Raw genomic sequence first — 22,739 nt, 5'->3', positions numbered from 1 at the left:
ATGCTGACAGATCGAAAACTGACAATCGGCACGCTTCTGAGTGTGTTCCGCTGGCGCGTAGGGCTTACGTGGTTCCTGATTCTGGCGGAAACCGCGCTGACGGTTTTGATCCCGCTGTTCATCGGCTTCGCCATAGATGGATTGCTGAGCGGAGAGTTTCAGCCCTTTGTGCATTTAGGCGCGCTCATGGTCGCCCTCACACTGATCGGCGTGATCCGGCGGGTTTATGATACGCGTGTTTACGGAACGATCCGCGTCGAACTGGGCAAGGCGCTTGCCGCGCGGTTTTCGAACCTACCGATTTCGTCTCTGAACGCCCGGATCGGAATGGGGCGTGAACTGGCCGACTTTCTGGAGGAGATTCTACCGTCGGCAATCGCAGGGGTCGTGCAATTCGTCGTATCAGCAGTTTTGCTGTTTTACTTCTCGCCGGCTCTGGCCCTGTCAGCCTGCGGGGTTCTTGTCGGGATGATATCCGTCTACGCCCTGTTTCATTCGACGTTTTGGCAGTGGAACCGTGCCCTGAATGAGCAAATGGAGCATCAGGTTAGCGTTTTGGAAAAGCGCCGAGAACGGCCGGTGCTGGTCCACCTGAAAAAGCTGCGTCGGTTCGAAGTAAAACTGTCGGACACCGAAGCCATTCTGTACGGCGTGATCTTTGTTCTGCTGATAGGTCTGATCTTGTTCAACCTCTGGTTCGCGACGCAAAACTTGGAAGCAACGCCGGGGATGATCTTTTCGATTGTCAGCTATTCATGGGAGTTTGCCGAAGCCGCGCTTACCTTACCGGTGACCTTGCAGTCCTGGTCACGACTGTCCGAAATCACAGTCCGATTGCGGAGCGCTTGATCAGAATGCCGAACCATTCACTGATTGGAATGGTATTGGTTTATCAAGTACAAGTCCGGCCCTTTGCTGCCGTTTCCCGATGTCGCCATCGATGTTTTGACGAACCTGTGTAACCAGATGGTTGCTCTGCATCTGCGCATTCTCTGGTACGACAAACGTATCCTGCTTGAGGGTCGAAGAAACCGCCAGGTCATGCTGCTGCGAACCATTCCCGGGGTTGGCCCTTTGACCGCCTCAGCCATCGTCGCTACAGCGGGCGACGGGCATCAGTTCCGAAACGGACGAGAGTTTGTTGCCTGGTTGGGATTGTCTCTTATCAACCGATCAAGTGGCGGCAAAGAGCGTCTGGGGCGCATCTCAAAATGGGAGACAGATTCGTCAGACGCTTATTGGTAGCAGGCATGACGGCACGCCTTAGACAAATGAAGGATAATCCGGACCGCGCGGACCCATGGGCTATTGCCCTACTGTAAAGCAAGCCACCAAGGCTGGCGAGGGTGGCGATGGCAAACAAAACGGCGTGGATTGTCTGGGCGGTCCTGACGAGAAATGAACGCTACCGACCCCGCACCGCATAATCGAAGTAAAGGAAAACCAGAGACGCAAGACCATTGAGACGATAGAGCAACGTCAGCCCACCAACCAAGACACCCCTTCGAATGTCTGGGACACCATACTGTCCGTATTGCCGTTTGGGACTTGGTCAGCGGTAACCATCAGGGCCAGCAGCCGCGTGCGCTGCGCCAACAGGCCGGACACACGACTGCATCTGACAGATGCTCATATCAGCTTAAAAAAATATCTTGCTATGCAGGAACCATCCACACACGGCACTCGCTGCAATTGAACGGTCTGGACGAATGTAAGGCCACACATTGATCCCTCGTGGTCGAGCTGGCTTGGAGAGTGGATTCCATTAGATAGAGTTCTCAGCTAAGACGTAACGATGGATATTGTCGTCGTTACGACCATCATAACTTCTCTTTTTGTAGTAATCGGCCTGGCGGAACCAGTGGCCGCACGACTACGCTTGCCTTACAGCGTTATCCTCGCCGTCCTGGGGATAGTGATTGGGCTTGGCGCGACCTTCTTCCTCAACACCGACCTGACGGATGCGCTAAACCCGGGGGCACAAGCGATAATTGACCTCCCGATCCGGTCCAACGTATTCCTCTATGTTTTCCTGCCAACGTTGCTCTTTCAGGCGACACTCGGCATGAACCTGCGCAGGATGCTGGACGACTGGATGCCCATTCTGATGATGGCCGTCGTGGCAGTGATAGTGGCGACACTTTCCATTGGATATGCGCTCAGTTGGGTCAGTACGCTACCGCTGGCAGCCTGCCTGTTGATCGGTGCTATTGTGTCGACAACGGATCCTTCGGCGGTGGTCAGCATTTTTCGATCGATTTCCGCACCGCGCAGGTTGTCGCGTATTATCGAGGGCGAAAGCCTCCTCAACGATGCTGCTGCGATTGCTCTTTTTGGGCTTTTCATGAGCTTTGTCATGCTTGGGAGACCCGATCCATTGCTAAGTGAAGCCGTGGGGCAATTTCCACTGTTGATCGCAGGCGGAGCACTCACCGGTTGGTTCATGGCGCGCATGGCGGTTTGGCTGATGGCTTTCGTAGACCGCTGGGAAATGGCGCAGATTTCCATTTCCGTTGCGCTGCCATATCTCGCCTATATCGTTGCGGAACAAAGCGTCGGGGCTTCGGGTGTCATCGCGGTGGTGGCCGCAGGTCTTACGCTCAACCTAACGGGACCCGGTCGTTTGTCGCCGGTCGCTTGGACAAATCTGCAAGAAGTATGGGACCTTCTGGCACATTGGGCCGGAGCGCTGATCTTTATTCTTGCAGCATTGTTGATCCCGAGATTGCTGGAGGGAGTTCGGGCTTCTGATTTCGTCTTGCTGGTTGTGGTGGTTCTTGCTGCAACACTCGCGCGGGCGGCGGTTCTGTTTGGGCTCTTGCCATTGCTCACGACAATCGGTCTGTCGCCAACTGTGGAACGCCCCTATCGCACTGCGATGCTGTGGGGTGGGCTGCGCGGTGCCGTGACTCTGGCGCTGGCACTGGCAGTCACCGAAAGCTCGCATATCCCGCTGGAGACCAAGCGCCTGGTCGGCATCCTGGCCACTGGCTTTACTCTGTTTACGCTCATTTTTCAGGGAGCAACCTTGCGCTCGGTCATCACAAAACTGGGGCTCGACAAGCTCTCTCCGCTTGATACGGCACTTTCACGCCAAGTGGTCGCAGTCGCCTTGCAGTCTGTTCGCGAGGACGTATCCCGCACGGCAGAAAACTACAACTTGACCCACGATATTGTCAGAAACGAAGCCAAGCGATTTAGCGAACGCCTCGACGAGGCTGTAAAGGCGGCGGAAGACAGCGCACAGATCCTTGATCGGGACCGGATCACGCTCGGCCTTATTGCGCTGGCCGGTGCAGAGCGGGACTCCGTATTGGCCCGAATGCGAGAGCGCACCATGTCATCGGTTCTGAGTGAGAAGATTCTGTCCGACGCTGATCGGCTCATTGAAGGCGCTCGAACCGGAGGCCGGATCGGCTATCAGCGCGCGTCAAATAGGTCTGTTGTTTATGGCAGGTCTTTTCGGATCGCCGTATTCCTACACAACCGACTTCGAATCTCTTTTCCACTCACTCGTATCACAACGGATCGGTTTGAAAGATTGCTCATGCAACGCTTGATCCTGCGGGATCTCGATGGCTTCGTCCGGGGCCGCATACGCCGAATCCACGGTCGCCGGGTTGCGGAATTGCTTGATGACCTGCTGGCACGTCGATCCGAGGCGGTTGAGACGGCGCTTGATGGTTTGCGGCTCCAATATCCAGGCTATGCCGAAAAGCTGGAGAGGCGTTTCATCCGACGGACTGCGCTGCGACTGGAAGAGCGTGAATACGCGGTCATGCGCGAGGATGGCCTAGTGGGCGAAGAACTCTATTCGGTGTTGATGCGGGAAGTGGCGGAACGACGCGCTTTTTCTGAAGGGCGTCCGGTACTGGACATCGCCTTTAAAGGAAGGGATCTGGTTAAACAGTTTCCGCTATTTTCCGATCTCGACAAAGCCTCACTGAGGAAGCTCAGCAGAGCACTGCGTACCCGATATGCCAACGCAGGTGAAACCATCATTGCCAAAGATGAATTGGCCCGGAGTGTATTCTTCATCGCTTCCGGGGCAGTCGAAGTGGAATTCGGCAGACACACGTCGCGATTAGGTCGTGGCGAAATGTTTGGGCAATTGGCCATGCTATCGAAGCGGTCGCGTCCTGTGAATGTGCGGGCATTGGCACCCTCGACGCTGCTCATGCTCGACGAAGTTCGGTTCCGGCGATTGCTCCGGCGAAGTGAGGCTATGCGGAAATCTGTCAAGATGAGCGCAAACAAACGCATGATCGACCCTGCGGTACTGGACCTAGATGAACGCGAGTTTTCTTCTGATCAAGACTCCATGACTTGAGAGCTCATAAACAGGAAAGGACCCGCGACAGCAATAGTGTCAAATCGCTGACGTCAGTCGGGTTCGGTTTTGTTGATTGTCTGCTCTGTTTCAAGAGCTTGGTCACTCGAAACAGCCTTCACTACCGTCAAAATCTCGGACAATCGCCCCAGTTTCCGACCTCTCATTTCAGGAGCGTCAGTCAAGAAGTGCAGTTGTATGAAATCGTCGGGTACGAAAATTGCGGCATTCAGCGCAAACCGGACATAGAAGCGCCATTGGCTTAGGGCAGTTCAGTGGACAAAGCTGCACTTGGACGTTCATAATTTGAGATCTGCTTTGGAGTGTTAGCTGTCTTTGGCAACATGGAAGATAATGCGATTATTTTTGAAGAAATTGCAGGTGATGCGTTGAATAATTGATGTGCCGCAAAATACGATAGTCAAGGTTTCGGGCACGGGAAGCCCCGCCACGCAATAATTGACGATTCCGTGGCGGGGCAATTGGCATCCGACATGACGAACGCCGGGGAGGAAACCTACATTTTATTGTGAAAGATAAAACCTATGAAATTCAGCAGCAGCTGCGCCGCCAGGATTTGAGTGCTTTCGGCTGGATCGTAGGCCGGAGCGACTTCGACCAGATCAATGCCGACAACGTCTCCGCGTTTAGAAAGTCCCTGTAAAATCTCCAAGACATCATAGTATTGGAAACCACCATGGCTGGGGGTGCCGGTGCCCGGCGCGATAGAAGGGCAGAACGCGTCGATATCGATGGTCACATAATAGCGGGCCCCTTCGGGTATGCGATCCAGAACGGCCTCGGTGCCCAGCTTGCGCACCTGCCGCACAGACAGAATGTCCGACCCGCGTGCGCGGGCATCCTCATATCCTTCTTTCGCTGTCGAAGAGACATTGCGGATGCCCAATTGAGTCATGCCCGAGACATAGTCTTTCTCGATGGCGCGTCGCATCGGGTTGCCGTGACCCACGGTGACACCTTTGCGCTCATCCACGAAATCCAGATGCGCGTCGATCTGGATCACATGGATCGGACCGTTCTTGGCGCAGTCCTCGGCATAAGCATTGATGCAGGGGATGTTGACCGAATGATCGCCACCGATGGTGACAGGGATGGCACCGGCATCAAGGATCTTTTTGACCCCGTATTCGATATTGGCGTGGCTTTCCTCTGTCTTGGTGTGGATGATATCAGCATCCCCAAGATCGACGATACGCACGTCGCTGCCCAGATAGGTCGCGTCATCCTCGTGGTCGTAGGCACCCGCGTGACCAAAGCTGAACAGGGTCGATGCCTCGCGCACTGAACGCGGACCAAAGCGCGCGCCCGGGCGGAACTGGCAACCGAAATCGAAAGGTGCTCCGAGGATCGCAACATCTGCGTCGATTTCGTCCCAGTTCTCGACATAGGGTTTCTTGCCAAATGTCGAGATGCCGACAAAAGGCAGATTCAGACGACCAGATTCATAACCATGTCCCGACATGATTTCTCCGTTTCTTGTGGTTTAACGATAGGCCAGTTCCGGCAGGAACAGGGCGATTTGAGGAAAGGCGATCAGCAGTCCGGTTACGATCAGCAGGATGATCAGGAACGGGGGCACGCCACGCACGACCTCGACAAAGGGTCGGCGGAAGACTGCGATGGCGGTGAACAGGTTGCAACCGAAGGGCGGCGTCGCCGCGCCGATGGCGACCTGAAGCGTGATCAGCACGCCGACCAGCACCGGATCAAGCCCGCTGGCCTTGATCATGGGCGCGAAGATCGGAACCAGGATCAGGATCACCACAATCGAGTCCACGAACATGCAACCCACAAAAAAGGCAATGTTGATCGCAAGCAGAACCATCAACGGGCTGGCGCTTTCCAAACCCAGCGCGGCGATAATAGTCTGCGGTACCTGCGCAAAGCTGAGCGTCCAGCTAAACGCAGCACCCGCCGCGATCAGGATGAATACGACCGAGGTGATGGCGCCGGTGGACAGCGCGATGTCAAACAGGTCACCCACCTTGATCGAGCGGAAAATCACGACTTCGAGGACAACCGCATAGAGCACACAGATTGCCGCCGCTTCGGTCGGCGAAAAGACACCGCCATAGATACCGCCGACGATGATGGCGGGGAAGCCCATCGGCCACAGCGACCTGCGCAGTGCGGTGAACCGCTGCCCCCAGCCTTCACGCGGCAATACAGGGATATCATGGCGATAGGCGTAGTACATGCAATAGGCCGAGAACAGGACCACGATCAGCAGCCCCGGCAGGATGCCGGCGATGAACAATTGTGAGATCGAGGTACCGGAAACAACGCCATAGATGATCATGCCAATGGAGGGCGGGATCAGATAGGCGAGGTCGGCCGCATTCACGATCAAGCCGATCGAGAAGCTATCACTGTAGCCTGATTTCAGCATCCGCGGCCGCATGGCCCCTCCGATGGCCACCACGGTCGCCTGGGTCGAGCCACACACCGCACCGAACAGCGCGCAGGCCGACGTAACCGAGATCGCCAGACCGCCTTTGATGTGACCCATGAAACTCATGACAAGGTCTATCAGCCGGTTTGCCGAATGGCCGCGTGTGATGATGTCAGCAGCCAGAATGAACATCGGCACCGCGATCAGCGCGGCGGGTTTTACACCCCCGATCATCTGCTGGATCAGGATCTGCATGCTCATCGTTGGGAAATAGACAAGGAACCCCAGCACAGCCGCCGAGATCAGGGGCATCTTCATCGGAAACCCTGCCAGCAACAGGATGATCATGACGGCAAGCATCAACTCGGTCATTTGTCTGCCTCCTCGGAGTCTTCGAATTTCTTGATCGCTGCAGCCGTTTCAGGGTCTTCATAGCTGTCGACTTCGAGGTAGGAGACGTAAACGTCTTCTTCAGCGAAATTCAGGTTGCGGATCGCGGTCAGCAGGTATTGGAATGATGCGAGTGTCAGGCCGATAACCACCCAGACATACGTTAGGTATAACGGCAATTGTAGTGCCGGGGTGATGCGCCCGCGAGAGGCGACTTTCTGCACGTATTCAAGCGCATACCAGGCCAGAATCGCCATGACGACGGCCGTTGTCGCGGCGATCACGACCATCAGGGCCTTGCGTACCTTGATCGGCAGCGCGTCATAGATCGCCGACATGCGGATATGGATGCCCTTACGCGTGGCATAGCCCAGCCCCATAAAGGTGACGATGACGATCAGGAACTCATTCAGTTCTTCGGAAAAATAGATGGATTGGTTGAACACGTATCGCCCAAAGACATTCGCGATCGTGTTTACAGCCATAAGGATGATCCCCCAGCCCAGGATCCAGACTTCGATCCGTCCGATGACAGCGTCGATCTTTCCCAGAAAGCCGAAAGGAGCGGCAGTACCGTTTTCCATGGTTTCCCCCTTTTTGAAAGCCTCACGCGCAGGGCGCGTGAGATAGTTTTCCGGTGAGTGGTTGGGAGGGATTAGTTGCTCGACAATTCCGCCTGAAGCGCGTCCAGCAGCTCCTGCCCGCGGGGGCCGACGGTTTCGACATAAGCAGCCGAGGTACCGGTACTACGTTCGCGGAACGCGTCGCGCTCGTCTTCACTCAGGACGACCAGACCGATATCTGGTTTGGCTTCCTTGATGATATCCAGACGTTTCTGGTTAAAGTCGGTGACGACTTCATCAATAAACCCGGTCATGTCTGCCATTGTGTCACGCACCAGCTGCTTACGGTCGGGGCTGAGGGTTTCGAACCAGTCCGAACCGGCCACAACTGTGGTGACAAGTTCCTGCTCACCGGCCCAGATCAGGTGGCTGGTGACTTCGTAGAACTTCATTTCTTCAATGGTCGGGATCGGGTTGACCTGACCGTCGATGGCACCCAGTTGCAGCGCGCCGAATACTTCGCCAAACGGCAGCGGCGTCGGGCTGGCACCCATGTTGTTGTAGGTTTCAACCAGAATCGGCGAGACCATCACACGCATCTTGAAGTTGTCGAAATCTTCGGGCGTGCGAATCTCGCGATTGGTGGTCCAGACCTGCGGGCCTTCGGAATACATGGTCAGAACTTCCAGACCGCGTTTGCGGAAGTCGTCGTTCAGCGGACCATAGATGGTCTCCGAACCGCTTAGGATGTTCGAGATTGCCGTCGGGTCGGAAGGCAGCAGATAGGGCAGCAGGAAGACCTGGCTTTCCGGCACCACAGTGCCTAGGTTGCCGATCGAGACGTTGGTGAACTGGATCACGCCATCGGCAGCCTGTTCGACGGTTTCGGTGGGCGTACCCAGGGTGCCCATTGGAAAGACCGTGACGGTCACTTCGCCGTCGGTTGCGGCCTCGATGCGCGATTTGAACTCTTGCGCATAGGCGTCCATGATCGAGCCCGGAATCTCTTCGATGGCGAATTTCCAGTCTTCGGCCATAGCAGTGAGCGGTGCCAGGCTGAGCAGGGCTGCCGCTGCCGTCGTGTGCAATTGCCGTAGAGTAAAGGTCATGCTGGGTTCCTCCCTTTGATACCTTTTGGTTGTCAGGCCGGAGTCAGCACAGCATAGAAAAATACACAAAAAAATATCATATTGCTCATGTTCACGTGAAAGATTTTTATGTAAAATATGCTTGAAAACTGCAGAAGTTGACGACGTTGAAACTGTTCAGAAATACATTGCTCGAAACCTTTGTGACGGTCGTTGAATGCGATGGCTTCACCGACGCACAATATGCGCTGGGGATCACCCAATCCGCGATCAGCATCCGAATCCGTGACCTGGAGGCTTCTCTTGGATATAGGGTCTGCGAACGGGGGAGGGGCGGATTTCACCTGACCGAACGCGGTGAGATTGCCTACCACAAGGCCAAGGAAATCTTGCGCAACGTTAGGGATTTTGACGCTGAATTGCTGGAGTTGCGCGATGCTGTAACTGGTGATCTGCGGATCGGGATCGTCGATGCCGTAAACACGCTGGCGGATCTTCACCTGACAAAAGCGCTGAAGCGGTTTCTGGATCGCCCCAACGAAGTCAGGCTGGAGATAATCGTCGCTTCGCCGATCGAATTAACGCAAGGGTTGATTTCGGGCGATTTGCATGTTGCCATCGCGCCGTTTCGCAAACAGGTGCCGGAATTGCGCTACACCAAACTTTGCAACGAAGAACATCGATTGTATTGTGGGCGGGATCATCCGCTTTTTTCGGTACCGGACGCGGAGATAAGTCTTGAGGACCTCGCGGCGTATCCGATTTGCCAGCGTTCTTACGATGTGTTCGTCTCACCCGAATTGAAACCCACTGAAATGCGGGCGGTCGTGGCGAATATGGAGGCAATGGCTGTTTTGATTGAAACCGGGCACTATCTCGGGGCCTTGCCGGTACATTTCGCAACAAGTCTGGAATACCACGACAAGCTTAGAGCCGTCGCACCTGATCGGCTTAACTGGACGTCGACATTCTATCTTACGACCCGGTCTACAAGCGTACACAGGCGCTCAGTTGAACTTTTTGTTGAGGATGCGGCCGCTTACAGCTGAGAAGGCAATCAGTATCACTAAACTGAAACTTATCTGGAAACGTCTGTCGTCCAAATTTGATGTCTTCCTTGCTGCGGAAAGCGTACAATAGTAGAAATCGCAGCAATTGTGCTAAATGGGCTCATTCCGGACGCCGGTGCCGTTGCAGCACAGCCCCCTGCCCCACCGTCAGCTGATCGCGTAGACCGGCCCATTCCTGCCGTTCCACCTTGGTCACCGTCGCTGCGGCGCGGCCCGTCAGAGTAGACATTCGCTGCGGCTGCAAAGCTTCGGGTCTGATCAACTCACACATCGCGAACGAAGCAGCCGCTCGAGCTCAATCAACGAATGGCTATTTTGTGCTTTGCTCGGCGGCTCAGGTGGCGCGCATCTTGCTCGATAGGAGACTTCACTTGGGCAATGGAGTATCTTGACGGTCTCAGCATCCTGGGGGCGTCAATGGCCGATCACACGCACACAAACGAAACCTTCGTTGCGGATTTTTCCCAGCGCATTGGGCGCGCCGATTTTGAGGACCGCGCGACGCGAGGGGCGGCCGCATTGAGAGCGATGGGCGCAGGGGAAGACGTGCCCGTGGCAATCATTATGCGGAACGACTTAACCCACCTGGAGATCATGCGCGCGGCGGCTCTGGCCGGAACAGTGATCGTCGCGTTGAACTGGCACGCAGCCGTCGAAGAGGTTACTGATATTTGCGACGATAGCGGCGCGGAATTCGTGATCGTTCATCGTGACTTCATCGAAGCCCTGCGCCCGGCCTTAACGGGCCGCCATGTCGTTGGTGTACGTCCTGGCCCTGCGCTTTGCGAGGCCTTCGACATTAGTCCAATTGAAGCCAGAGACAGTGCGGAGTTCCCGGAATGGAGCACCCTGTTGGAGGCGCAGATCCCAATAGAGCAGCGCGCCCCGATGCGCCCCCTCCTGCGCTACACGTCCGGCTCGACCGGCAAACCAAAGGGTGTGCGACGCCTTCAACCCGGAGAGCGCAAGAACTTTGAGGATGTCTTGCAACGGGTCGGCTCAGAGATGCTTCAACTGGAGCCGGGCGCACGGTTCTTTACGGCGGCACCGATTTATCACTCCGCCCCGTCAACGCTCACAAACGCAGCGTTGGTCGCTCCTGGCGTGTCGACCGTATTGGCTCCTAGATTTGACCCCGAGGGCTTTCTGGCCGCGATTGAAGCAGAGAAAGTAACCCACGTTTATTTGGTTCCAACCATGATGAGCCGATTGTTGAAATTGCCCGAAAGATTGCGCGAAAAATACGATTTGTCATCTGTGAAATTCGCAGTTTCGACAGGATCTCCGTGGGCTCATGACCTGAAGGTTGCCATGATTGACTGGTGGGGACCCGTCTTCTGGGAAAGCTATGGCGCGACCGAAATTGGGTTCATGACAATGGTGTCGTCCCCTGAGGCGCTCGCCAGACCGGGAACGGCAGGGCGGATGCAAATGGGCGCCTCGATCATGATATTGGGACCGGAGGGAGAAAAGCTTCCGACCGGAGAGGTCGGCGAAATCTATGTCCGCATGGATGCGTTCGGAGGCTTTGACTATTCCAACGACCCGGACGCGCGTGCGAATGTCGAGAAACACGGGCATTACTCGGTCGGCGACCTGGGACACGTCGATGAAGAGGGCTACCTGTTCATCACAGATCGCAAGAAGGACATGATCATCTCGGGTGGGGTCAACATTTTCCCCGCCGAGATCGAGGGCGTGCTGATGCGTGCGCCGTTCATCTATGATGTGGCGGTCTTCGGCGCGCCTGACCCTGAATTTGGGGAACAGGTTGTGGCAGCCATCGAACCCACAGCGGGCTGGCCCCCGGACGTGGCGGAAGTTCTAGCATTTCTGGATGGCAAATTAGCGCGTTTCAAACACCCACGGATCGTGGATTTCCACAAGGCCTTGCCCCGTGAAGACAGTGGAAAGATCTTCAAACCAAGGCTTCGGGAACCGTATTGGAAAGATGTCGTCCGCAAAATCTGATTGAACAAAAATGCTAATCTTAACTTCCGAAGTTGCCGGATTCGGCGCATTTCGTGCCCTTCAAGAAACACGCAGCCATTGTCGGCCCATACCGGACATTCACTCCTTAGTTTCTATGCTGCGGCGCGACCCGCCGAACCTGCCGTTCGCTGCGAGCGCAAAGTCGAAGGGGCGGCCAGATAATAGCGCGAGCTAGCAGCTCATGAGATATTTCGGCCTGCCCGCCATTCGTGCTCCCAACGCCCCAATCCCGATGGATCAATTCTAATCCACTTCGAGGACTGCAACACTTCTGATTGGAGCGTCGAGCTCATTCTTTCCGGATAATAACATCATAGAACAAGATCACCGGTTCATTAAACGCCGGGTCAGGCCAATGTTGGGATTCAAGTCTTTCGATTCAGCTGCGCCGCTCTCGCTGGCATCGAATCGGTTAGCATGATCCGCAAATGCCAATTCACGCCTGGACTCTCGCCGTTTCAGCAGTTCGCCCAATTGGCAGGATAACTGCCGCGCCAGTTCCATATACGCAATCCTCAAAGGAAATTGCGACAGAACCCGATGAAGGAGCTCATCTTGGTGCCTCCGATTTATTTGGCATACTCATATAGGCGATTTTGATCGAGTCCGTGCCGCCCGGCTGACCAAAGGTCGAGCCAGACGTGACAACAACCGGTTTGTTTCCGGGTATCCCGCCAAACCCGGCCAAACTTTCGGGAATACGCCCGTTGCGAAAGGAGTCGAAATCGGCACGACTCCTGCTGACTTTTGGTGTCACGCCCCAGACAAGCGCCAATTGGCGCGCTGGTTTTTGCGCCGGGCAAAAGGCCAGAACGGGCACATTCAGTCGGGAATTCGCCACCCGCTTGGCAGTCGCACCAGTTTCGGAATAGGTCACGATACAAAACGCGTGCCGCATATGCGCTATCAGGCAAGCCGCACTGGCAATCGAGGTGGAATCGTTTCCAGGGTCAATACCGTCAGGGCTGCGCAATCCCTCCCAATAATGCGGTGCATACTCGGATGATACAGCAATCGAACTCATCGCACTGACAGCTTCAGAAGGATACGCGCCAACGGCGGATTCGGCCGACAGCATCACCGTATCGGCACCGTCAAAGATCGCGTTGGCCACGTCCGAGACTTCGGCGCGCGTCGGAGCCGGGCTTGAGATCATAGATTCAAGCATTTGTGTTGCAACGATCACCGGTTTCCCAACTAACCGGCATTTGGAGATGACGTCTTTTTGTACGGTTGGAACGTCACTCCAAGCATATTCGACACCCAAATCGCCGCGCGCGACCATGACGGCATCGGTCGCCTCGAGAATTTCGGCGAAGTTGGCGACGGCCACGGGCTTTTCAATCTTTGCGACAATTTTAGCCTGACCACCGATCTGTTCTCGAAGATGGGCAATATCGGCCGCAGTCTGCACAAAGGACATTGCCACCCAGTCGACCCCCAATCGCAAAGCCAGCCTCAGGTCGCCACGATCTTTGTCGGTCAGCGCCGAGATTTCTAATGCGCGATCAGGCAAGTTAACACCCTTGCGGTCGCGGATAATCCCGCCGACCAACACGTCGCAAACTATCTCGTCCGCCGAAACTGTCTTGGCACGCATTCGGATTTTGCCATCATCGATCAGCATGTCATCGCCGGGTTGCACGCAAGTGTAGATTTCGCCGTGCGGAAGCGAAACCGCGTTTGCAGTCCCATTCATCTTGGCTAAACGAAAGCCAAATTCCTGGCCTTCCTTAAGCTCTGCCGCACCTCCCTGAAATGTCCCGACGCGCAGCTTGGGGCCCTGAAGGTCGGCCAAAATAGCGATCGGGTATCCCAGCTCTTGCTCGACGGAGCGGATAGCGGCGTGTATGCCTGTGTGATCGGCATGAGTACCGTGGCTGAAATTCATCCGAAACACGTTCGCACCCGCCAGTGCCAAAGCCCGGATAGTATCCTTGGAATTCGATGATGGTCCTAGTGTCGCAACAATTTTCGTTCGGCGCCGGTTCGCACCCAGAGCGCCAACAAATTCGGAGTCGTGTTGGGTCATGCTTTTTTCCTACTGCATGAAAGTCAAGCGCTGCGCTTGTGCACAAGCAGCAAATCCATCACATTTGTTCCCGTAGGGCCGGTCACGTATTGATCGCCCGTGGCGCTCAGAAATGTGCCAGCATCGGCGCCGGACAGGGCGTCGTCGCCGCCCTTCACCCTGGAGAAACTGCTTCCGTCGACAATTGCACCGGCGGCATCGGTCACGCCGTCGGTTCCATCCGTGCCCGCCACAAGACAGGTTAAATCCTGTCGACCCTGAATCAGGTGCGCAATCATCAAGGCCAAGCTTTGGTTGCGGCCTCCGTACCCCGGATTTTCAGGCAACTGCACAGTAGGTTCGCCGCCGAAAATGTAGATCCCGTCGCGCCCTGCCACACAGGTTTCTATGATTTCGGAGGAAATATCCAGAATATCGCCATAGAGGTTCTCGCGGTTGATCTGAACCGTGAGGCCAAGCTCCGTGGCTTTTCTTGCCACTGCCGCGCGGGCCTGCGCGTTCGAGCCCACAATGTGACTGTCATATTCGAATTCGCCCGCCGCCTTGTGCCCGATACCCGAACCGATAACCGCAATGTCGTCGCCCTCAACATCGGATATCGCCAAAACATCTACGGACCTGCCCTGAAAATGGGTGAGCAGCCCGCCACCCTTGATCTGCGAAATCTCCTGACGGCGGCGGTTGATCGTTTCGATGTCGCTACCATCGGCCATGCTCGCAAGGGTCAAGGATTGCAATTCTTTGAGCTGGATGCCGTCACTGAGAACCTCGACGAGAGATGACGCGCCCCCCGACACCAATACCAAAAGGCGATCGTCTGGTCCGAGCCCTCGCACGAAATCCAACACCGCCTGCCCCGCCGATAGAGACTGTTCTGTCGGTATGGGGTGGCTGCTCTCAATGATACGGACGTTGTCACCATCGCACACGCCTGAAGGCACATGGTTGTGCTTTGTAACGATCAGGGAAGGCAATTGAGAGCGTTCGCATTCAGGTAGACCAGCATGCATTTGGTAAGCTGCCTTTCCAACAGCGAGTACAGCGGAAGGGCGCTGGAAGGAGGATAGGGAATAAGAATCCCCGACGGCTTTGGTGCCTGACGCGGCTTCTACCCCTGTCCGGAACAGATCGGCCAACAGATCGCGGGAACTGGCGCTGGGGCCAATGATGGGTCGCGGCCTGAACGCAGTTACGCGGCTCATGCGGCACCAGGATTGTCGTCAACCGTTCCCGCTACGAACTGATCCAGGTCTATGATCGCACCGGTCATCATTGCGGCATCCGCTGAAACCAGAAAGGCTATCAGCCCAGCCGGATCCTCGGGCATCAGGAGACGGCCAAAGGGCTGCGTCGCGCCTACGGTTTCGCACCAATTCTCCGGAAGACCGTGAACCTGAGTCTGCGTATCGTGTTCGCCCGGCGTCCATGTCCAGCCGAGGTTTACACCAAAGACCCTGATCCCATCACGTTTAAGCGCATTTGCCACTCCCTTGGTCAATGCGACAAGGGCCGCTTTGCTGGCAGAATATCCAAGCAGGAAAGGCGGCCCGCCATAGGCCAGCATCGAGGTGATGTTGACGATGACCCCTCCCTTTGTCATCGCACGTGCAGCTTCCTGCATCAGAAAAAATGGCGCGCGCACATTCAAATCGAAAATGAAATCCAACGTTTCGGGGTCTGTATCATCCAATCCGCCGCGGGCAGTGGTTCCTGCCGCATTCACCACGATGTCGATACGCCCCACCCGTTCGATAACCGTCTTGACCTGACGCTTGAGCGATACAACATCCGTCAGGTCTAGCGGCAGACACACCGTTTCGGCACCGAGTTCCATCAGTTCTTTGGAAACACATTCGAGTTTGTCATCCTGCCGATCAATCAGAATCAGCCTGCCCACACCGCCTTTGGCCAACCGGAGGGCAACAGCCGCGCCAACTCCCTGTGCTGCACCGGTGATAATCGCTGTTTTTGCAGTAATGGTCATGTTGTCAGTCCTTCCAGTTCACCGGCAAAACGCGGCTCTGGCATGCCTTTGACACCAAGCCCGTCAATTCTGAAAAGCGAGCCGCGCAATGGCCCGTCGCCTGGGTATTTCGGCAACGGTGGCTCGGCCATGGATGTAACAAAAAGCTGATCCAGACGCGGCCCGCCAAAGGTCAGACTGGTAATCTTCACCACTGGCATTTCGATTACACGGTCAACTTCTCCATTCGGAGCATAACGGAAGATACGCCCGTCAAAGACCATGGCACTCCAGAGATAGCCCTCAGTATCTACTGTCGCTCCATCCGGCGCGCCTCCGCGGCTGTTGTCTGTGCGCACGAAAATCCTCTTGTTGGACACGGCACCAGTCTCGGGCGCATAGTCGTAGGCAGAAATTTCGCCTGTAAAGCTGTCCGTAAAATAGAGCACCTGTCCATCAGGGGACCAGCATGGGCCGTTGGAACAGATAATCCCGTTATCGAGTTGTCGGATTTCTCCGCCACGCCCCAATTGCCACAGCGCGCCGGCCGGTGCCTCTTCATTCGTGTCCATGGATCCGCACACAAACCGACCCTGCAGGTCAACCTTGCCGTCGTTGAGGCGGTTGTTCGGGCTATCGGGTTCCGGATCGACAATAAACCTGAGCTCACCCGAGCAAAAATCCAGCTCGTGAAACCCATCGCTGAGCGCAACTATGGCGTTTCCGTTTTTGCAAAGCGCCATGGAACCAATTTCAGAAGGCACCGTCCAGGCTCGGACCTCGTTACCATCCAATGTCATGCGAAAGATGCGCTTGCCAAGGCTGTCAACAAAGAACAACCGTTCGGAATGGGTGTCCCAGACCGGGCTTTCGCCCAAAAGGGGTTTCACGTCCGCAACTACGGAAATGTCCATCAGAAATTCACCTTGTCTTGTCCCTTGAGCCCCAGAATTTCGCGTGCTTCGTCCGGGGTTGCCGGCGCTACGCTTAGGCTGTCGAGAAACTGGCAAGCCTGCTTCACCTGTTCAGCGCTGGACTCCGCCAGCTCTCCCGGGCGAATCCAGAGACTGTCTTCGAGGCCCACGCGAAGATGACCGCCCATGGCAACCGATAGCGCTGCAATGCGCATCTGGCTCGCCCCGGCCCCCAAGACCGACCACAAGTATTGATCGTCGAAGAGTCGGTCCGCCGTCCGGCGCATCATCGCAACATCTTCGGGGTGGTTACCAATCCCACCTAGTAGCCCAAATACCGATTGAACGAAATAAGGCGGCTCTACAGCTTTCCGGCCAATGAAATGCGCAAGATTATAGAGATGCCCGATGTCGTAGCATTCAAATTCGAACTTGGTCCCGTTGCGGCGACAAGTGTTCAGAACATATTCAATGTCTTTGAACGTGTTGCGGAACACTAGATCGCGCGAATTCTCCAGATGGTCGTTTTCCCATTGCTGTTCGAGCTTTCCGAACCTGTCCTGCATCGGGAAAAGCCCGAAGTTGATCGAACCGAGATTGAGCGAGGCAAGCTCAGGAGCGAAATGTGCGGCGGGCCGCGAGCGTTCTTCGACAGTCATGAAGGGACTGCCGCCCGAGGTGATGTTGATCACAGCCCCGGTGCGCCGCTTCAGTTCGGGTAAAATCTTTGCGAAAGCCTCGACTGACTGATCCGGTTGCCCGGTCTCGGGATTGCGAGCATGCACATGCAGAATTGCTGCTCCAGCCTCAACTGCCTTCACCCCCTCTTCGATAATGTCCTCTGGTGTCACAGGCAGGTAAGGCGACATGGACGGAGTATGGATTGCGCCGGTCAAAGCACAGGTAATGATGGTTTTTCGTGTCTTTGGCATGGTCATTTTGATTTCAGTTGATTGAACAGGGATGCCGATAGCGCGAGATTTCGATCCCGCCACGCGCGACGCGAGTTGAGTTCATTTTCCGGCAACTGTGCCCGGCGCGCCGAGGTGACGGTTTTTTGCAAGCGTTCTTCCCAAACCGGCCGGTTTGGACGATCCTTGCCGATCTCGGCGTAAGCCGGGCCATAACGATCCATAAATGCAGCGATTCCACCGGGCGCATTCAAATCGATGGTTTCAAACGGCCCCATAAATCCCCACCGCCGCGACAGGCCGTCCCGCACCGCAGTGTCCACATCTTCAATGCAGGCCAGGTCCTTGCTGACCAACGAGAAAGCCTCGTCAAGCAAAGCACCCTGCAACCGGTTCATGATGAAACCAGCGACTTCGCGTTTGGCCAAAATTGGAGTTTGTCCGATCGCCTCCATCAGCCGTTGCGCCCTGAGCATGGCTTCATCCGAAGTTTCCGGGTTCGGTACCAGCTCCACGGCGGGAATAAGGTGGGGAGGGTTAAGAGGGTGGGCCACCAAACACCGTTCTGCACCTTTTAGCCCGCCGCAGAACTGGGATGGCAGCAAGGCAGAGGTGGAACTGGCGATGGTGGCCTCCTGCGGTGTCGCTGCATCGAGACGGGAGAATATCTCTGTTTTGATGCTGGCAATCTCCGGCGTATTTTCTTGTACGTGAGTGGCTCCGGACACAGCATCTTCCAGCGACACCGCATGTCGTATGCGTGTCGAGACTTCCGCCGGTGACTGATCCCAAAGCAGACCGTACCGGTGAAGTTCCTTGAGGGTAATTTCAATCTCTGATTTGGCGGTGCTAAAGAGTGCGGGGTCTTGGTCAAAGACCACAACCTGGCAGCCCGCGCGAGCAAAACTCACCGCCCAGGACTGCCCGATCAACCCAAAGCCGATGATGGCCACCGATGTGTTGTCTGTCATACAAGCCCTAGGCATTCAGCAAATCCTGTTGCCGGTCTGGGTATTAAAGAGCAGGATATTTTCCGGAGCGACCGAGACACCCACGGTACTGCCGACGGTGTATTGCGCATCTCCGGGTACAATCGCCCTTAGGTGACTATCCCTCTCCCCAAGTGTTACAATGGCAAAGGCGCCAAGACGCTCGATATCCGTCACCTTTCCACCTTGCTGGCTGTCTGCGACCGGACTTTGCAGCGTGACCGATTCCGGGCGAATGGCGATGCACACCTCCCCGTCCGGCACCTGACTTCCAGCCCGATGATCCCCCAACGCGAAACGTCCGAAAGCGACGTGGACCTCATTTTTCTGGCGCCGCCCGTTCAACAAGTTGATCTTGGGCGCTCCCACCAGTTCAGCCACATATTGTGTGGCGGGTTTTGCGTAGATGCCGTCGGGCCTGTCGAACTGAATGACTTTACCCGCTTCGAGTATGGCCATGCTATCGGCCACACTCATGGCTTCTTCGCAATCGTGGGTGACATAGATGAAAGTCTTGCCCAGTTCCGATTGCAGGCGTTTGAGCTCGACCCGCATGTCGTCACGCAGTCGCGCATCCAACGCGGCAATGGGTTCGTCCATCAGATAGGCCGAAGCATCCCTTACCAGTGCTCGTGCGATGGCTACGCGCTGACGCTCACCTCCGGACAAAGCCGCTGGCTTCTTGTGCAGAATATGCCCGATACTAAGAACCGAGGTGAGTTGATCGATGCGCCGATTGATCTCCCCTTCAGCAACCTGTCGGCGACGTAGTGGAAAGGCGATGTTCTGGCGCGACGTCAGATGTGGAAAGAGTGCCAAGTTCTGGAAAACCATGGCCATGTTGCGTTCATTTGGTGCGGCTCGCGTTACGTCCTTGCCGTCGATCAAAATTCGACCATCGTCCACAGGTTCCAGGCCCAGGAGAATTCTGAGAAACACCGATTTTCCCGACCCAGGCGGCCCAAAGACAGAGGTAAAAGAAGCCGTGTCTACTGTGAGTGTGACATCTTTCAGAGCTGTGAAGGTTCCGTACCGTTTGCTCACGCCTTCGAGTTGAATTTTAGCCATGAACCAGCTCCTTCTGATCTCGATTTGCCTCCACCGGCACAGGTAGACGCAACTTGCTCTTGGGGTCGAATAAATGGCATTTGGACACGTCGAACCGCACGTTAGTGGTGTCCCCGGCGCGCATTGAAAAGCTGCGCTCAAAGACGCCAAGGAAGCTTGTGCTACCTGACTGGAAATGCACGATCCGCCGCCGTCCAATGGTTTCCACAAGTGAAATTTCAGCGGGAATGGTATTCAGCGCAGGCGCATTCGACACAGAAAGTGTTTCGGGGCGGAAACCAAACAGGATAGACTGGTTGCCATTGTTGCGGCCCGCTTGCGCCAATCCTTCGGTCAGCCGCAATCCATTGGCTTCGCGCCCGGCAAAGTGAAAGTCCAATGCCCCATTCGTGTCTATCAGCTTGCCGCTGACGATGTTCATGCTGGGCGCACCGATGAACTGCGCCACAAAGACGTTTTTGGGGTGGGAATAAATCTCTGCAGGTGTACCGAACTGCTGCAGGTTGGCCTGGTTCATTACCGCGATACGGTCGGCAAGCCCCATGGCTTCGATCTGGTCGTGTGTGACATAGACCATGGTTTGTCCAAGCTCTCGTTGTAGCAGCCGCAGATCTGACCTCATCTTTTCTCGGAAAGCTGCGTCGAGATTGGAAAGCGGCTCATCAAGCAAGAAGATGCTTGGTTCCACAATGGCAGACCGACCGATAGCTAGCTTTTGCAGCTCATTCACACTGAGGCTGGACGAAGGTTCTTCCAGGCGATGCGACAGAGCCATGAAATCTGCCATGTCGTGCACTTTTTTGTCGATTTCGGCAGCGTTAACCCCACTGATCTTTAACCCGAACGCCAGATTTTCACGTACCGTCATATGCGTGAAAATCGCATAATTCTGAAAGACGAACCCCACACCACGCTGCTGTACCTTGAGGTTGGTGACGTCTTGGCCGTCAAACAGGATCTTGCCCGCGCTCACGTCCTCAAGCCCTGCGATCATGTTCATTGTCGTCGACTTGCCGCAACCCGAGGGCCCCAGAATAGCAACAAACTCTCCGTCCTGAATCTCCAGCGAGATGTCATCAACTGCGGTGAAGGCACCGAAGTGCTTGGACACGTTTTTGATTGAGATACTGGACATCAGGTTTTCTCCTGGCTTGTCGCGTTTGCCCGGTCGACCCGTGTCAAGATGACGGCCGTCAGAACGCTGAGTGCGACAAGAATGGTGATCCCGATGGCGGCGACATACGACCATTCCAATCCTTGAAAGGTCTGCTTGTAGAGAAAGAGTGATATGCTCTGTGTTGCTACACCCGGTCCTCCGTTGGTCATCACGAAAATCTCGTCAAAAATTTTCAGGCTTTCGATTATCCGCAGGCCAAGTGCAATGAAGATCACAGGTTTGATGCGCGGTAATGCGATATAGCGAAACCGCTGCCACCAGTTGGCGCGCAGGATCACGGCGGCACGCATCTGATCTTCAGGCACGCTCATGAGGCCTGCAAAAAGGATCAAGAACATCAGTGGCGTCCAGTGCCAGATCTCGGCAATTAGGATGGCGATGAAGGCATTTGTCACATCACTGAGCCAGTTTACCTCTGATGCACCGTCCCAGAAGATCGATAGAAGTGCATTGAGCGGGCCTGTCTGCTGGAAGATCAGATAGAAGATATATCCCGCGACCGCTGGCACGATCATCATCGGCATCAAGATCAGGCTGTAGAGAACCGAGCGCGCCACGACGCCTTCGTAAAAGAGAACCGCAAGCGCGAGCCCCAGCGCGAATTCGACCGGTACCGCGATACCCACAAATAGGATCGTCCGCCCAATGGCACCCCAGAGATCACCGTCCGTAAAGAGATAGCGATAATTGTCGAACCAGTTCCAGCTCAGATAGGCCTTATACCAGGGGTCACCGTCCAGCGGCGTCCACCAGGTCAGGCTGATATAGACCTGCATCAAAAGCGGGAAGACCACGATAAACACCAGCAGTATCTGCGCGGGAATTAGCAAGCGCTTTGCAAGGGTTACCCGGTCCTGCTCGAGTCGATCCTGTCGCGACTCAGAGGTCGCTTCGGCAGGGGTGTGAATATCCAGAATGCTCATTGTTTCAGGGCTCCAAAGGTCAGCCCGCGAACCAAAAACTTCTGGATCGAGATGCCGAGGATGATCGGGGGGATGGCGGCGATCAGGCCAAGTGCTGCCTTAGCACCGAAAAGCTGGCCGCTTGCAGCGGTCGCCAGGGCGTTCATATAGACCGGAATGGTCGTCCAGTCCTTGCGTGTAAGCAGCAGCGCGATCAGATAGTCCGACCAGTTAAGAATGAAGATAAAGAGAGCCGTGGATGCCACCGCCGAAGCCACAATCGGCAGAGTGATCTGGTAGAAGGCTTCAAAGGCAGAACAGCCCTCGACAACAGCGGCCTCTTCGATTTCGCGCGGGAGATCATCGAAGTAGGTTTTCATCAGCCAAAAGGAAAAGGGCATGGTCACGATGCCGTAGATCAGCGACAGCCCCCACCAGGTGTCGATCATGCCCAGAAAAGCCCACATGATCATGACGGGGATCATAACGGCCAGGGGGGGGAAGATGCGCAGCTGCAACAGCGACAGCCCGATGCTTTCGCCAATTTTTTGGCGGCTTACAGCATAGGCAGCTGCAGTGCCACAAACGATAGCAATGAGCGTGCCCAGAACCGAAGTCAAAAGCGAGGCAAACATCGGCCACCAGACCGTCCGATCTAGCGACACTGGCTGGTTCATCGCCTCGCCTGTGAACACGTAAGAGAAATTCGACAGCGTCGGATTCTGCGGAAGTAGGGTCACGTTGCCAGCCGCCGAAGTCCACTCCGCCGGCGGTTTGAACGCCATCGAGATCATCCAGCCGACAGGTAGAAGTGCGACAGCGGCAAACAATGCAACGGTTAGGGTTCTTAACAGTAGGCCGCTCATCCGTGACTTACCTCCGGGTTATAGGGATTGGTCCGGGCGCACCGCAGTACGCCCGAAAATTGCTTAGCGTT

General features: G+C 55.6%; 19 protein-coding genes and 2 pseudogenes. 6 read left to right on the top strand and 15 right to left on the bottom strand.

All coding sequences use genetic code 11. The features are described from left to right. The 3 genes and pseudogenes from ACR0LF_RS18525 (at position 1) to ACR0LF_RS18515 (ending at position 4,330) form a co-directional block, all read left to right on the top strand. Positions 1-849 (top strand): ABC transporter six-transmembrane domain-containing protein, encoded by an 849-nt coding sequence (locus ACR0LF_RS18525; protein ID WP_480582645.1) that lies wholly within the window; start codon positions 1-3, stop codon positions 847-849. A gap of 198 nt (positions 850-1,047) precedes the next feature. Continuing rightward, a pseudogene (locus ACR0LF_RS18520) lies at positions 1,048-1,427 on the top strand (transposase); the annotation flags it as partial. A 368-nt stretch (positions 1,428-1,795) separates the two neighbouring features. Further along, the gene (locus ACR0LF_RS18515; protein WP_480582647.1) at positions 1,796-4,330 is read left to right on the top strand and encodes a cation:proton antiporter; all 2,535 of its coding nucleotides are present in this window, start codon (positions 1,796-1,798) and stop codon (positions 4,328-4,330) included. A gap of 517 nt (positions 4,331-4,847) precedes the next feature. Here the strand turns inward: ACR0LF_RS18515 and speB are convergent. From speB to ACR0LF_RS18495, 4 genes are all read right to left on the bottom strand, one after another. Beyond that, positions 4,848-5,813: an agmatinase gene (gene speB / locus ACR0LF_RS18510; RefSeq protein WP_480582649.1), complete on the bottom strand. Its 966-nt coding sequence runs from the start codon at positions 5,811-5,813 to the stop codon at positions 4,848-4,850. Positions 5,814-5,834: 21 nt separating this feature from the next. Continuing rightward, complete coding sequence (locus tag ACR0LF_RS18505; RefSeq protein ID WP_480582651.1) at positions 5,835-7,115, bottom strand: TRAP transporter large permease; 1,281 nt, start codon at positions 7,113-7,115, stop codon at positions 5,835-5,837. After that, positions 7,112-7,717: a TRAP transporter small permease gene (locus tag ACR0LF_RS18500; RefSeq protein WP_480582652.1), complete on the bottom strand. Its 606-nt coding sequence runs from the start codon at positions 7,715-7,717 to the stop codon at positions 7,112-7,114. Before ACR0LF_RS18500 ends, ACR0LF_RS18505 begins: the two co-directional genes overlap by 4 nt. 71 nt (positions 7,718-7,788) lie before the next feature. Further along, a complete protein-coding gene (locus ACR0LF_RS18495) occupies positions 7,789-8,805 on the bottom strand; it encodes a TRAP transporter substrate-binding protein (protein ID WP_480582654.1) in 1,017 nt (338 codons plus the stop codon). Between the two features lie 146 nt (positions 8,806-8,951). On the opposite strand from ACR0LF_RS18495, the gene ACR0LF_RS18490 reads away from it, so the two are divergent. Further along, positions 8,952-9,833 carry a LysR family transcriptional regulator gene (locus ACR0LF_RS18490; RefSeq protein ID WP_480856449.1) on the top strand — a complete coding sequence of 294 codons (882 nt, stop codon included), beginning with the start codon at positions 8,952-8,954 and terminating at the stop codon, positions 9,831-9,833. A 121-nt stretch (positions 9,834-9,954) separates the two neighbouring features. Here ACR0LF_RS18490 and ACR0LF_RS18485 read toward each other — a convergent pair whose 3' ends face one another. Then, entirely contained in the window at positions 9,955-10,083 is a 129-nt protein-coding gene (locus ACR0LF_RS18485; protein WP_480582658.1) for a hypothetical protein, read from the bottom strand. 149 nt (positions 10,084-10,232) lie between these two features. Between ACR0LF_RS18485 and ACR0LF_RS18480 the strand changes: the two genes are divergently transcribed. After that, positions 10,233-11,825 (top strand): AMP-binding protein, encoded by a 1,593-nt coding sequence (locus tag ACR0LF_RS18480; protein WP_480582660.1) that lies wholly within the window; start codon positions 10,233-10,235, stop codon positions 11,823-11,825. 325 nt (positions 11,826-12,150) lie between these two features. Further along, positions 12,151-12,332 (top strand): annotated as a pseudogene (locus tag ACR0LF_RS18475) (DDE-type integrase/transposase/recombinase); the annotation flags it as partial. 64 nt (positions 12,333-12,396) lie between these two features. Here ACR0LF_RS18475 and pyk read toward each other — a convergent pair. The 10 genes from pyk to ACR0LF_RS18425 are packed head-to-tail and all read right to left on the bottom strand — an operon-like array spanning position 12,397 to position 22,668. Beyond that, entirely contained in the window at positions 12,397-13,878 is a 1,482-nt protein-coding gene (gene pyk, locus ACR0LF_RS18470; protein WP_480582662.1) for a pyruvate kinase, read from the bottom strand. A gap of 23 nt (positions 13,879-13,901) precedes the next feature. Next, positions 13,902-15,080 (bottom strand): glycerate kinase type-2 family protein, encoded by a 1,179-nt coding sequence (locus tag ACR0LF_RS18465; RefSeq protein WP_480582664.1) that lies wholly within the window; start codon positions 15,078-15,080, stop codon positions 13,902-13,904. Beyond that, positions 15,077-15,862, bottom strand: coding sequence for an oxidoreductase (locus tag ACR0LF_RS18460; protein ID WP_480582666.1), 786 nt, complete (start codon positions 15,860-15,862; stop codon positions 15,077-15,079). Before ACR0LF_RS18460 ends, ACR0LF_RS18465 begins: the two co-directional genes overlap by 4 nt. Further along, positions 15,859-16,755 carry an SMP-30/gluconolactonase/LRE family protein gene (locus ACR0LF_RS18455; RefSeq protein WP_480582668.1) on the bottom strand — a complete coding sequence of 299 codons (897 nt, stop codon included), beginning with the start codon at positions 16,753-16,755 and terminating at the stop codon, positions 15,859-15,861. Before ACR0LF_RS18455 ends, ACR0LF_RS18460 begins: the two co-directional genes overlap by 4 nt. Beyond that, entirely contained in the window at positions 16,755-17,687 is a 933-nt protein-coding gene (kce, locus tag ACR0LF_RS18450; RefSeq protein ID WP_480582670.1) for a 3,5-dioxohexanoate:acetyl-CoA acetone transferase, read from the bottom strand. Before kce ends, ACR0LF_RS18455 begins: the two co-directional genes overlap by 1 nt. Before the next feature lie 2 nt (positions 17,688-17,689). Beyond that, positions 17,690-18,637: a 3-hydroxyacyl-CoA dehydrogenase gene (locus ACR0LF_RS18445; RefSeq protein ID WP_480582672.1), complete on the bottom strand. Its 948-nt coding sequence runs from the start codon at positions 18,635-18,637 to the stop codon at positions 17,690-17,692. A 15-nt stretch (positions 18,638-18,652) separates the two neighbouring features. After that, entirely contained in the window at positions 18,653-19,723 is a 1,071-nt protein-coding gene (locus ACR0LF_RS18440) for an ABC transporter ATP-binding protein (RefSeq protein ID WP_480582673.1), read from the bottom strand. Beyond that, positions 19,716-20,858: an ABC transporter ATP-binding protein gene (locus ACR0LF_RS18435; protein ID WP_480582675.1), complete on the bottom strand. Its 1,143-nt coding sequence runs from the start codon at positions 20,856-20,858 to the stop codon at positions 19,716-19,718. The genes ACR0LF_RS18440 and ACR0LF_RS18435 overlap by 8 nt, the downstream gene beginning before the upstream one ends. Further along, a complete protein-coding gene (locus ACR0LF_RS18430) occupies positions 20,858-21,823 on the bottom strand; it encodes a carbohydrate ABC transporter permease (protein WP_480582677.1) in 966 nt (321 codons plus the stop codon). The genes ACR0LF_RS18435 and ACR0LF_RS18430 overlap by 1 nt, the downstream gene beginning before the upstream one ends. Then, a complete protein-coding gene (locus ACR0LF_RS18425; RefSeq protein WP_480582679.1) occupies positions 21,820-22,668 on the bottom strand; it encodes a carbohydrate ABC transporter permease in 849 nt (282 codons plus the stop codon). Before ACR0LF_RS18425 ends, ACR0LF_RS18430 begins: the two co-directional genes overlap by 4 nt. Between the last annotated feature and the right edge of the window lie 71 nt (positions 22,669-22,739).

Source organism: Ruegeria sp. E8 (assembly GCF_056533985.1).
This window is presented reverse-complemented; position numbering and strand designations above follow the sequence as displayed.

Excerpts from the sequence above, each read along its gene's own strand:
- ACR0LF_RS18440 (WP_480582673.1), bottom strand. The coding sequence starts at position 19,723 with ATGGCTAAAATTCAACTCGAAGGCGTGAGCAAACGGTACGGAACCTTC.
- ACR0LF_RS18445 (WP_480582672.1), bottom strand. The coding sequence starts at position 18,637 with ATGACAGACAACACATCGGTGGCCATCATCGGCTTTGGGTTGATCGGG.
- pyk (WP_480582662.1), bottom strand. The coding sequence starts at position 13,878 with ATGACCCAACACGACTCCGAATTTGTTGGCGCTCTGGGTGCGAACCGG.
- ACR0LF_RS18525 (WP_480582645.1), top strand. The coding sequence starts at position 1 with ATGCTGACAGATCGAAAACTGACAATCGGCACGCTTCTGAGTGTGTTC.
- ACR0LF_RS18515 (WP_480582647.1), top strand. The coding sequence starts at position 1,796 with ATGGATATTGTCGTCGTTACGACCATCATAACTTCTCTTTTTGTAGTA.
- ACR0LF_RS18480 (WP_480582660.1), top strand. The coding sequence starts at position 10,233 with ATGGAGTATCTTGACGGTCTCAGCATCCTGGGGGCGTCAATGGCCGAT.
- ACR0LF_RS18500 (WP_480582652.1), bottom strand. The coding sequence starts at position 7,717 with ATGGAAAACGGTACTGCCGCTCCTTTCGGCTTTCTGGGAAAGATCGAC.
- speB (WP_480582649.1), bottom strand. The coding sequence starts at position 5,813 with ATGTCGGGACATGGTTATGAATCTGGTCGTCTGAATCTGCCTTTTGTC.
- ACR0LF_RS18465 (WP_480582664.1), bottom strand. The coding sequence starts at position 15,080 with ATGAGCCGCGTAACTGCGTTCAGGCCGCGACCCATCATTGGCCCCAGC.
- ACR0LF_RS18460 (WP_480582666.1), bottom strand. The coding sequence starts at position 15,862 with ATGACCATTACTGCAAAAACAGCGATTATCACCGGTGCAGCACAGGGA.
- ACR0LF_RS18485 (WP_480582658.1), bottom strand. The coding sequence starts at position 10,083 with ATGTCTACTCTGACGGGCCGCGCCGCAGCGACGGTGACCAAGGTGGAA.
- ACR0LF_RS18425 (WP_480582679.1), bottom strand. The coding sequence starts at position 22,668 with ATGAGCGGCCTACTGTTAAGAACCCTAACCGTTGCATTGTTTGCCGCT.
- ACR0LF_RS18435 (WP_480582675.1), bottom strand. The coding sequence starts at position 20,858 with ATGTCCAGTATCTCAATCAAAAACGTGTCCAAGCACTTCGGTGCCTTC.
- ACR0LF_RS18455 (WP_480582668.1), bottom strand. The coding sequence starts at position 16,755 with ATGGACATTTCCGTAGTTGCGGACGTGAAACCCCTTTTGGGCGAAAGC.
- ACR0LF_RS18495 (WP_480582654.1), bottom strand. The coding sequence starts at position 8,805 with ATGACCTTTACTCTACGGCAATTGCACACGACGGCAGCGGCAGCCCTG.
- kce (WP_480582670.1), bottom strand. The coding sequence starts at position 17,687 with ATGCCAAAGACACGAAAAACCATCATTACCTGTGCTTTGACCGGCGCA.
- ACR0LF_RS18430 (WP_480582677.1), bottom strand. The coding sequence starts at position 21,823 with ATGAGCATTCTGGATATTCACACCCCTGCCGAAGCGACCTCTGAGTCG.
- ACR0LF_RS18505 (WP_480582651.1), bottom strand. The coding sequence starts at position 7,115 with ATGACCGAGTTGATGCTTGCCGTCATGATCATCCTGTTGCTGGCAGGG.